13 protein-coding genes are annotated in these 10662 nt (G+C 61.5%); 7 read left to right on the forward strand and 6 right to left on the reverse strand.

Annotated features, from left to right (window positions below; genetic code table 11):
• The 4 genes from ACXJ7R_RS15725 to ACXJ7R_RS15740 all read left to right on the forward strand — a co-directional run.
• The coding region (locus ACXJ7R_RS15725; RefSeq protein ID WP_457152634.1) for a TadE/TadG family type IV pilus assembly protein at positions 1-636 on the forward strand (636 nt) is incomplete at its 5' end.
• Positions 633-1796, forward strand: coding sequence for an AAA family ATPase (locus ACXJ7R_RS15730; RefSeq protein WP_457152646.1), 1164 nt, complete (start codon positions 633-635; stop codon positions 1794-1796). The genes ACXJ7R_RS15725 and ACXJ7R_RS15730, both read left to right, overlap by 4 nt.
• A complete protein-coding gene (locus ACXJ7R_RS15735; protein WP_457152635.1) occupies positions 1780-2370 on the forward strand; it encodes a L,D-transpeptidase in 591 nt (196 codons plus the stop codon). Before ACXJ7R_RS15730 ends, ACXJ7R_RS15735 begins: the two co-directional genes overlap by 17 nt.
• Positions 2371-2390: 20 nt before the next feature.
• The gene (locus ACXJ7R_RS15740) at positions 2391-2948 is read left to right on the forward strand and encodes a hypothetical protein (protein WP_457152636.1); all 558 of its coding nucleotides are present in this window, start codon (positions 2391-2393) and stop codon (positions 2946-2948) included.
• A 159-nt stretch (positions 2949-3107) separates the two neighbouring features.
• Here ACXJ7R_RS15740 and ACXJ7R_RS15745 read toward each other — a convergent pair whose 3' ends face one another.
• The 5 genes from ACXJ7R_RS15745 to ACXJ7R_RS15765 form a co-directional block, all read right to left on the reverse strand.
• Positions 3108-3644: a hypothetical protein gene (locus tag ACXJ7R_RS15745; protein WP_457152637.1), complete on the reverse strand. Its 537-nt coding sequence runs from the start codon at positions 3642-3644 to the stop codon at positions 3108-3110.
• A gap of 260 nt (positions 3645-3904) precedes the next feature.
• Positions 3905-4309 carry a hypothetical protein gene (locus ACXJ7R_RS15750; protein ID WP_457152638.1) on the reverse strand — a complete coding sequence of 135 codons (405 nt, stop codon included), beginning with the start codon at positions 4307-4309 and terminating at the stop codon, positions 3905-3907.
• A 185-nt stretch (positions 4310-4494) separates the two neighbouring features.
• On the reverse strand, positions 4495-6096 hold the full coding sequence (locus tag ACXJ7R_RS15755; protein WP_457152639.1) for an MBL fold metallo-hydrolase: 1602 nt from the start codon (positions 6094-6096) through the stop codon (positions 4495-4497).
• Between the two features lie 11 nt (positions 6097-6107).
• A complete protein-coding gene (locus ACXJ7R_RS15760; RefSeq protein WP_457152640.1) occupies positions 6108-7043 on the reverse strand; it encodes a universal stress protein in 936 nt (311 codons plus the stop codon).
• 104 nt (positions 7044-7147) lie between these two features.
• Complete coding sequence (locus tag ACXJ7R_RS15765) at positions 7148-7750, reverse strand: pyridoxamine 5'-phosphate oxidase family protein (protein ID WP_457152641.1); 603 nt, start codon at positions 7748-7750, stop codon at positions 7148-7150.
• A 536-nt stretch (positions 7751-8286) separates the two neighbouring features.
• On the opposite strand from ACXJ7R_RS15765, the gene nthA reads away from it, so the two are divergent.
• From nthA to ACXJ7R_RS15780, 3 genes are read left to right on the forward strand one after another with little or no spacing between them, the layout of a single operon-like run.
• Positions 8287-8934: a nitrile hydratase subunit alpha gene (gene nthA / locus ACXJ7R_RS15770; RefSeq protein ID WP_457152642.1), complete on the forward strand. Its 648-nt coding sequence runs from the start codon at positions 8287-8289 to the stop codon at positions 8932-8934.
• Entirely contained in the window at positions 8934-9572 is a 639-nt protein-coding gene (locus ACXJ7R_RS15775) for an SH3-like domain-containing protein (RefSeq protein WP_457152643.1), read from the forward strand. Before nthA ends, ACXJ7R_RS15775 begins: the two co-directional genes overlap by 1 nt.
• A complete protein-coding gene (locus tag ACXJ7R_RS15780; RefSeq protein ID WP_457152644.1) occupies positions 9559-9924 on the forward strand; it encodes a hypothetical protein in 366 nt (121 codons plus the stop codon). Before ACXJ7R_RS15775 ends, ACXJ7R_RS15780 begins: the two co-directional genes overlap by 14 nt.
• Before the next feature lie 62 nt (positions 9925-9986).
• Here ACXJ7R_RS15780 and ACXJ7R_RS15785 read toward each other — a convergent pair.
• On the reverse strand, positions 9987-10662 hold a 676-nt coding region (locus ACXJ7R_RS15785), incomplete at its 5' end, for a DUF1194 domain-containing protein (RefSeq protein WP_457152645.1).

The following is a 10662-nucleotide window of genomic DNA, read 5'->3' on the forward strand; positions in this document are numbered from 1 at the left end:
GTGATGGAAAACCGAAGGTTCCGCGCCGAGCAGTCGGGCGCCACGATGGTCGAAATGGCCATCGCTCTGCCATTGCTGCTGACGCTGCTGCTGGGTTTTGTCGACTTCGGCTACGCCTTTTTCCAGTGGAACGCCGGGAACAAAGCGGTGCAGGCCGGCGCAAGACTGGCAGAGATCTCTGCACCTGTCGCCAGCGGGCTTTTGCTTGAGACGTTGACGCAGAGCGATGTCACTAAAGTCGGTACCGCGGTGCCCGCAAACACCTACAACTATATCTGCACGGCCAATGCCGCTGGAACCGTCTCTTGCACTTGTGGCGCAGGCGCTACGTGCCAGAACCTGAATGCGAGCCAGGCCGCCTTTGATTTCATTTTCAGCGGCAACGGCAACCGGGCCGGAATGCAGAGGTTCCTGCCAACCTTGGTGAAGTCCGAGGTCAGGATACAATATCAGGCGTCAGGACTCGGATATTGGACGCGCCCTGAGGGGCCGGTGCCGACCATTACGGTCAGCATCACCGACCATCCCTTTCAGTTCTTTTTCCTGGCCGGATTGCTCGGATTCGGAACCATCACCATGCCCTCCATGCTGAGCACGGTCACGGGCGAAGACATGAAGAGCACGTGGACGCCATGAATGCCATCAACACCAAGGTTACACCGACCAAGCGCAAGCAGGTGGCGCTGTTCTCGTCGGATCCGAACTTCAAGCGCGAGGTGGCGACGCGGCTCGAGGCGCTGGCGATCTACGATGTCAGGGTTTCCGAGACCGCCGACTTCCTCAAGGGGCCGCCCGCCGACACGCGTCCCGGCATCGTCATCCTCGACCTTGCCAATGGCGAGGTGCTCGGCCAGGCAGGTATCGTCGAGGCGCGGTCCAAGTGGGCAACCGTGCCGCTGATCGCAGTTTCCGGCGAATTGACGTCGGAGCAGACGCGGGTGCTGGTGCGCATGAACGCGTCCGACTGGCTGCACAAGCCGCTCGATGCCAAGGAACTGCTCAACGCGGTGACCTTCCACGACACCGGCAACCAGGGAACGAAAAGCCGGATCATCACCTTCGTCAGCGCCAGCGGCGGCGCCGGCAGCACGACACTCGCCTTGTCGGCGGCCGAATACCTGGCCTCGAAATCGGCCGAACGCGCGGCTTCCACTTGCCTGGTCGATCTCGATTTCCAGAGCGCCAATTGCGGCGCCTATCTCAACCTGTTCAACCAGTTCGACCTCGCCGGCATCATCGGCCAGCCAGAACGGCTCGATGTCGAACTGATGGATGTCATCAAGCTGTCGCGCCCGTCCGGCCTCACCCTCTATGCCTTCGAAAGGCCGCAACTGCCTTTCGAGCCGCACGGCAGCGATTTCGTGTTCCGGCTGCTGGACCTCGTCGCCTACCGTTTCGACGACATCGTCATCGACCTGCCGAACATCGAGACGCCCTGGCACAACTCCGTGCTGTCGACGAGCGACGAGATCTTCATCGTCTTCGAACTCAATGTCGCTTCGCTGCGGCAAGGCAAACGGCTCTACAAGAAGATCCGCGAACTGCGCGGCAATGCGGTCAACATCACGCTGGTCGCTAACAAGCACAAGCGCAAATGGTTCGGCAACCACTTCTCGCGCAGTGAGCTCGAGAAGATCTTCAAGGCGCCGCACATCAAGTCGGTCCCGCTGGACAATGCGCTGCTGACCGACGCCTTGAATCGTGCGATCCTGCCTTCCGAAGTCGATGGGCGCGCGCGCTTCAACAAGGACCTGAAGCGGATGTTCAAAGAGCGGCTCGATGACGCTGCACGCTAGCTACCGGATCGTCCAGGGGTTGGCCTACGCCAGCCTGCTGGGCGCGGCGTTGGCGCTATCAGTCCAGGACTTCGCCCAGGCGAGATCGAGCCTTTCGGATCGGCCGCCGCTGCCGGCAATGGGCCCCAGCCTGCGCAAGACGGTTGCCTTCGCAACCACCGAGCAGCCAGGAACGATCATCATCCGCAAGAACGAGAAAGCGCTTTACCTGGTGACCCGCCAAGGCCAGGCGCTACGCTACCAGATCAGCGTCGGACGCGATGGGTTCGGCTGGACAGGCGTCGTCAAGGTGGGGGCGAAGACCGAATGGCCGGAGTGGCGCCCGCCGCAGGAAATGCGGGCCCGCCGGCCGGAGTTGCCGAAAATGGTGCCCGCCGGGCCCTACAATCCTCTTGGCGCAAGGGCGCTCTACCTGCTGCGTGACGGTCGCGACACACTCTACCGGATACACGGCACCAATGATCCGTCCGGTGTCGGGTTCGACGGGACATCGGGATGTTTTCGGCTTACAAACACCGATGTGATCGATCTTTTCAAGCGCGTCGCGGTCGGCGCGAAGGTGGTGGTCCAATGACGATGCTCAGCGAACCGGACATGCCGGCGATCGATATCGGAAACCAGGAACCGCGCGAACAGGACGCCATCGAGAAACCGAGCAAGATAAAGACGATCGGCATTCTCATCGCCAGCGGCGGCTTGCTCCTCACCGTGGTCAACATGGCGGCCGCGATCTATCTCTATCGCGGCATGAACGACTTGCGTTTCGTCGAAGCGCGGCTGGAGCAGCTCGGGGCGTTCGAGCAGCGGATCGCGGCACGGCTCGACACGGTCAACAACGGCTTCCAGAGCCGGTTCGAGAAACTGGACAGCCAACTGCAAGGCAGCTTCAACGAGATCAATAGCAACGTTGCCCAGCTGGCACTGACTAGGCCGATCGCCGGCGACGAGGCCACGCCGGGTGCGGTGGAGCCGCCGGAGATGACCACCAGCACGCTGGCGGAAGCGCCCGAAGCTCTCGAAGGCGCGAGCGCGAGCGAACCCAGTATCACGCCCAGGAAGAGGGCCGCGCCGGCGTCGCCCCCTCCCCCAAGCTCCAACTACCAGCGCATCCAGCAGCCTGACGGCAAGGTCTATTACAAGAGGATCAATTAGACCTCGTAGGGTATGGATTTTGGCAGGGCACTGGTGGCGAATGCCGCCCGCTCCAACTCTTTAGTTCTGACGCGACTCCCCAAGGGAAAGCGCTACGCGCTTTTCCCGGAAACCCGTTTCACATTTTTCCCGGAATTGCTGTAGAGATCGCGGGRTTGCTCAGAGATCGCGCTGCAGGGCCATGATGCGGGAGGTCCGGGCTTCAAACCGCGCCCGCGCTTCGTTGAGGAAGACGACGTGGCAGTACACACAGGCCGCAGCGCCCAGAAGCAGCACCAGGCTGTTCTTCAAGGTGAAATCCATCGCCAGCGCGAACGGAAGACCCCGGGGCGTCGTGAAGGCGGCGATCGTGCTCGCCGTTTCCGAGTGGCTGCCGACCGCGATCATCAGCCCGGCGAAGAGCAGGGCGACGTGGTTCGTAAGGAAGAAGAAGGCCGACCTCCGGGTCTGGCACGCCATCCAGCAGACGATCGATGCGGCGCCAAGGATGGCGGCGTCGGCAGCCATCGAGCCACCCAGATAGGCGTTGACCTGCTGCCAAAGCATCGTCGACAAGGGGCGCAGTTCAAGCCATACCCACCATGCGGTAGGGCTGGCTGGATAGATTCCCAGCAAGAAGGCTGCCATGCGTTCCCCTGCCAGGATCGCAAGAATGAGAAACGGGAAGGCAAAAAGCAGAAGCGGCTTGCGTTTCATGTTCCCTCACAATCTGCAAGTTAAGATAGACCGCGAAGATTGCGCAAGGCTTAACATCTCTCGCCGCCACGAAGCGCCGACCCGCAGCGAGGGCCGCCCGATCTACGGGAGGTTCGGGCTCGGGGGGAACCGCCCGAGGCGAAATAGGCGCCAGGCTGGAGGGCGGCGGGGCTATCGCCAGATCTCAGAAGACCCAAGGACTTCCCAGATGCGAGCGTGCTGATCTGCGCAACGCGGACAGTCGAGCGGCCGGGAATCGATCAAAGATTGAAGACGTGCGAAGCCGTCAGACCGGCGAGCAGCACGCCCGCAAGGAGAGCGACGATCGAGGCKAGGAACCAGCGCAGCGTGACCTGATAAACCGGCTCGTCGTCGTCTCGTGGGAGCAACGACCGCCACAGCGCAACGAACTGAAGGACGATGGCCAGTGCCAGCAGCAGCGTCGCCAGGATCGAGGCAAACGTCCATCCGCCCTCGACTTCGAAATTCCAGTACCGCAGGAAAAGAAGCGAAAATCCGAGCAGCACGGTGATCGCGGAGATGACACCTTGTCGGTAGCCAGCGGGCAAGGGAACTCTGCGCTCAAAACCTGTTTCCTGCTGGCGATCGATCTGGCGATCGGGATAGTCGTCCGGGCGGTTGGGCTGGTCGGTCATGCTGTTCACAATATCGCCGGCGTCGGCATCGTCAAATGGTGACGATCTTCAAGGTATCGCTCGCCGTAGACGATGCGATCTTCTTCCGCCTCAAGGTCAGGAAATCGCGCCTTCCCGCGGCGCCCGTTCGAGCAGCCCGGCCTCTATGAGGACAAAGGCGCCGGTGCAGGGGACCAGTTACCAAGAAGGCCACCCTACACGTCCTTGTCCTCGAGCGCCCTGCGCATGCGCCTGATCACCGCGGCGCGACCCCGTTCATCGGTCGCCGCGCTGACCGCCTCGTTTACGTCCAGGAGAAGTTTTGAAAGGTCATTGTGCCAGTCGAGGCGGGCAATCTTTTCCGGCTTCAATCGGCGGGGCTCGTTGACCTCGACCGGCAAACTGCGACCGGGGGTCAATTGGAAAGCATCGTCCAGCCTCGGGATGATGATCTTGTCGTCGGGTATCAGTCCTGCAAGCCTTCTACGCAGGCCGCCGAGTCCAGCCTCCTCTCCATGCGTCAAGAACACCTGCTGCTTCACCGGAGTTCGGGCCCTGATCCAGGCGACCAGTTCACTGGCATCGGCATGTCCGGAATAAAGGTCGAACAGGCTGATACGGGCCTTGACCTCGACTTCCTCACCCTGGATGCGCACGCGCTGCGCGCCGTCCAGCAGGATCCTCCCGAGCGACCCCTGGGCCTGATATCCGGCCATCATCACCGTGGCGTTCCTGCGCCAGAGATTGGCCTTGAGATGATGGCGGATACGCCCCGCGTCGCACATGCCACTGGCTGCAATCACCACGAAGAAGCCACTCAGGCGATTGATCGCCTTGCTTTGCTCCACTGTCTCGGTGAAGCGCAACTCTTTTGAACCGAGGGCCTGGCGCAGCACGTTGCCCTGTTCGATCTCGTCGGCATGCCGGTCGAAAATCGCGCTGGCGCGCGTCGCCAGCGGCGAGTCAACAAAAACCAGGGCTGATGGCACCTCCCCGGCTTTCATGAGCAGATACAGGTCGATCAGCAGTTCTTGCGTCCTCTCTACGGCGAAGGACGGAATAATGAGGGGGCCGCCGGCCTTGGCGGCGCCGCGCACGACGTCACCGAGCTGAGATCGCCGCCGTTCGGGCGAAACGTCCGGGCGGTCCCGGTCGCCATAAGTCGATTCGCAGATCAGATAGTCAACGTCGGCCGGCCCCTCGGGATCGGTCTGAAGCAGCTTGTGGCCTGGGCCGATGTCGCCCGAAAACACGATGCTCAGCGGCACATCATGTCGGTCGATCTCGAGCTCTACCGACGCCGAACCAAGCAGGTGGCCCGCGTTCCAGAAGCGGGTACGAACGCCTTCGGCGATGGTGGTCCATTCGCCATATTCCGAAGCCCGAAACAATGTCATGCACGCGGCGGCATCCTGCTGACCGTAGATCGGCTCGACGGGCGGGCGCCCGCGCTGCGCATTGCGACGGTTCAGGTGCTCGACCTCCGTCTCCTGGATATGCGCCGCGTCCGGCAGCATGACCGAGCAGAGATCAATCGTGGCACGGGTCGTATGGATCGGACCGGAAAAGCCCTGTTTGACCAGTTTCGGCAAAAGGCCACTGTGGTCGATATGCGCATGGGTCAGGATGACAGCGTCAATCGCGTCCGGTGGAAACGGGAATGCACCATAGTTCAGTTCCCTCTCGGACTTGGAACCTTGGAACAGGCCGCAGTCGATGAGGATGCGCGAATGCGGCGTCTCGATTTCATAACACGAGCCGGTGACACCATGGGCCGCGCCGTGGAAGCGCAGGACTGGATCCGTCTCGCCTCTCATCTCGCGCCGACCTAATGCGACAGGAGAACAGGCAGGCGCATATCGGCGAGAATGCCTTCGGTGGCTCCACCAAGCACGAAGTCCCTGACGCGGGAATGACCGTATCCGCCCATGACAAGCAGGTTGCCGCCGACCTTGAGAGCGTGTTCCTGTAGGGCAGTTCCGATTGAACGTTTCCCCGCTTGAATAGAGGCGGCCTCGGCCACCAGGCCACGCGTCCTCAGGCCCTGCGCAAGGCGTTCGCCGATGTCCTGTCCCGGAAGCGGTTTTTYGTCAGCCACGGTCACAACAGTGACCATCGAGGCACGTTCGAGAAACGCCTTTGCATCGGCAGCGGCCCGGGCGGCGACTCGGCTGCCGTCCCAAGCGATAACGACATGTCCAAGAACCCCGACGTCAGTGGAGTCGGGCAGAAGCAGGGTCGGTCGACCCGAACCAAACAGTATTGCCTCGGCTATCATCCGCGCCGTCTGGTTGGCCGGCGCCCAGCCGACCAGACAGATATCGAAATAGCGGGAGTGGTTTGCGGCAACCTCGCCCATCAGCGCCGGTGGTGCGGTCAGCTCCTGAGTCGTGAGGGCCACACCGCTATGTGCCGCTTCTTGCGTAATGGCCTCTAGCAGAACACTGCCGCACTTGCGGCTGGTCGCCTCGACCTCTCGTATCTTGTTGGGAAGATCAAGCAAGTAGCTCGACAGCGCGTTCGAAACGTCGGGAATGTCGACATTGATGGCAACAGCGTCAAGCGATGCGTCGATCTGCTTGACGAGAGCAACCGAGTTCGCCGCGATTTTCGAGGAGTTCGCATCTGGATAAGTAGCCAAGGACAGRGATGCCATCAGCTTCATTGGAATCGTCTCCATGGTCGAACGGCCAACTGCCATCACCATCTTGTAGTCACAATGGATGAGGCGAGCTTTGACCCAGCGCAAATGCGGGTCGGCCAAGCTGAGCCCAGCTAGCGCCGCGAGATGGAGTTGACTTGCAGGGCCGCGTCACCGCCTATCCCCGCGCTTCGCGGGTTTTGGGGTGACAGGGTGATTGCCGTCGATCAGCCTTTCCATGTCGGCTGGCGCGGATGGACGTCGTCCTTGAAGGCGTCGAAGCCTTTCCAAGCAGGTTCGATCARATCGCAGCCCGGCATGGGCGTGAAGGGCGACGGCTCGCTGAGCTGCATCGTCGGGATGTAGCGCGGACAGTTCGGGAAGATCACGCGCGCCTCCACGCGCACCATCATCTGTGCGCCGACCGTCTTGCCTGTTAGCGGATCGTCTCGGTCGATTCGGGCGGCGCCGTTAACGCGCAGGCGACGCGGCGTGCCGTGCATGGCGATGAACAACAGCGCGACGTTCGGATTGACGTCGAGGTTGCCGAGGCTCCTGAACATGCCGTTGCCGTCATAATCCGGGAACGCCAGCTCCGACGGCCCAATGACACGCACGAAGCCGGCCGGGCCGCCCTTGAACGAGCAATCTGGCCGCCCCTCGGCGTCGACCGTGGCAAAAAAGAAGTAAATCGCATTCTCGATGAACGCCTTATCCTCGTCGGTGAAGGCCGTCCGCGCCATCTCTGCCAGGCGGTCGGCGATGCGCCGGCTCTCGAAGCGGTCCTGCAGAGAGCGATTGCCCTCGTGGTAGAATGCGTCGCCGGTCATGGACGTTCCTCCTTCACAACTCGGATCATGGTCCGATCCTAAGTGATGCGGTTAAGTCGTATGCTGGGGCGCGAGGCTCTCGCCGCGCCTAGCATGGGCCGCCTGCGATGCGATCGCGAGAGAAAGCCAGGCACACCAGATCGCGCGAGGCTATGCCCATCGCTCTGTGTACGCGATCCTCGCCATCACTTCTCGAATGACGGATCTTGGCCGGGCGCATCGTCTCATTCCGGAAGCACTGAGGACCCCTATCGTTTTACACGATATCAAGGGCCGATCATATCGGAGTGTCGAACTGCAATGGTGTCGCGCCTGGCGCGTGCCCTAGTGGGCGCCCGGTTCGGTCGCCGCATGCAGGGGCCCCAAAGCAGCAAGACATCGGCTTCGACCTTTAAGCTGACGTGAGGTCAGAAAGTCAATGACTCGAGGGCACCGCTCCAATAAACTGGTCCTTGATGGTCGGCGGGGAGTTAGCCACGCAACCCTAAAAATCCAACCCAGCGYGGTGCGAAGAATGATACTCAGGGAGGGCATCAATGAGTTCATACGATTCCGACAAGGTTGCCAAACTTCATCGGGAATTGCACAGCCATCTTCCGCCTGAACCGGCGCTTCGCCTGAGAGCACTGGAGACGGTTCTGGTCGAGAAAGGCTTTCTGGCGGCCGACGCCGTGGACAAGTGGCTCGACGACTACTCGGAAAACGTAGGTCCGATGAATGGAGCCAAGGTCATCGCGCGGGCGTGGACTGATCCTAAGTTCGCCGAACGCCTGGCGAAACATGCCGCCGAGGCGTTTTCGGAAATCGTCCCAAGCGTCAGGAAGGATTACCCTCTTGTCGCAGTGTTCAACACGCCTGAGATCCACAACGTTGTCGTCTGCACCTTGTGTTCCTGCTATCCAGTTGGAATCTTGGGAATGTCTCCATCTTGGTACAAGTCGACGGAGTACCGGGCGCGAGTGGTCCGCGATCCGCGTGGCGTTCTCGCCGAATTCGGAACCGACCTGCCGGACAAGGTTGAGGTCACGGTGTGGGACTCGACTTCAGACCGTCGGTACATGGTGGTCCCGGAGCGTCCAAAGGGGACGGACGGCTGGACCGAAGAGGACCTTGCCGGCCTCGTGACGCGCAATGCAATGATCGGGACGATGAGGGATCTGTCGCCAAAGCAGGAGGTGGGGTGATGGATACGGTACACGACCTCGGCGGCAGGCAAGGGTTCAGACCGATCCCAAACGTCGCAGAAGATGACTCGGCGCTGTTTTCCGATGAATGGAAGGCGCGAACATGGGCGATCGCCATGATGTCGATGAAAAAGCTGACGACGGATCGCACGGGCTGGACGCTCGATTGGTATCGCCACGTCTTGGAAAGGCTTCCCCCAGACGCCTACCTCGGCCTCGACTATTTCGAGAAGTGGATTCTGGGCATGATGGTCACGTCTGTGGATGAAGGTGTCGCGGGCGTTCAGGAGTTCTTCGACGGCAGGGCCTCAAGTCGAACCTTCGAATACGAGGCGCCCAGGCCTGCGGTCGAGGTCTCGCCCATAGGGGCAAGGTTCAAGGCTGGCGATAAGATTGTGGCACGGCGCGACGTCGCCACAATGCACACGCGGCTGGCTGGGTATGTCCGCGGCCGACCCGGGGTTGTCGACAGCGTGAACGGACCACAGCCTTTGCCCGACGAGAAAGCTGTCGGCACGATACGGCGCGAGCAGACATACGTCGTGCGGTTTCGCATGTCGGATCTTTGGCCTGAAGCCGGCGACAGCGCAGACAGCCTGCGGATCGACATGTGGGACAGCTATCTTGAGCAGGCCTGAGATTGCCCGTCGCGCACGGCGCCATCGCGATGGCGAACCTGTCTTCTCCGAGCAATGGCACGCTCAGGTCATTGCGTTGGTCGAGCTGCTCATCGCCGACGGAAAGATCGAAGCCGAGGATTGGTCTCAGACCCTGGGCGCCGAGCTTGATCGACGGGCGACCGATACAGCCATGGACCCCGACGCGATCTATTACGGGGCCTTTCTCAGCGCTCTGGAGCAGATACTGGACAAGAGCCAGTTCGCACCACGGGCCGAGGTGGACAAACGCCAACAGGATTGGCGAAACGCCTACATGACTACACCGCATGGCAAGCCAGTGGCCCTGGGTCCGCAAGCAGATTCAATTTGACTGTAGGCAGCGGTGCGCGTTGCTGCCCACCCTCTACAACGCGGTCACCCCGTCGCCCATCGCTACCGGCCCGGCACCTGAGCGATCCCGTTGCAATCGACCGTGCGGTCTGAACGTGCGGTGTAGGCGGCGTGGATCACCTGACCCATGTTCATGGAGATTTCACGCACCAGCTTTCGACGGACTGCCGTGGCGAACATAGCGGCCTCGGTGACGCCGATTGTAAATGCGTCTGGCCCGCCAATGACGCAGCGCTCGAAATAGGATTGGAGGTTGGAGCGGTCGTACATCGCAAACCCGTCGGCCCCGCCAATGCGGGGCATTGCGATAGGCAGCCCGTTGATCGTCACGCCTTCCGCGAGAAGAACCTGCCGGATGGGGTCAAGGAGCGCTCCGGCATTGTTGGGTCCGTCGCCGGATACGTCAATAACCCTGCGCGGGCTGCGCAAGCCACTCTTCGCGAACTGATCATTCGCGGCCGACAGTGCGCCGGAAATCGACGTTCCGCGGCCTTCAGTCAACGGCAGCGCCGCAAGCCTGTCTGCCAAAGTCAGAACATCGTCGAGGCTTTCGACAATTGTCCACGGCACAATGACTGTTTGCTGACGTGGGCCGGCCCACTCCAGATAAAGCACTGCGATCCTGCCCCGCTCTCCCGACTTGATTGCCCCGGCGATGTCCGTGTGGCGGAAAGCATCGACGTAGCCGTCGCGTTGCACTCTTTGCTCAACCTTGCTC

It is taken from the genome of Mesorhizobium sp. P5_C1, from assembly GCF_054049815.1.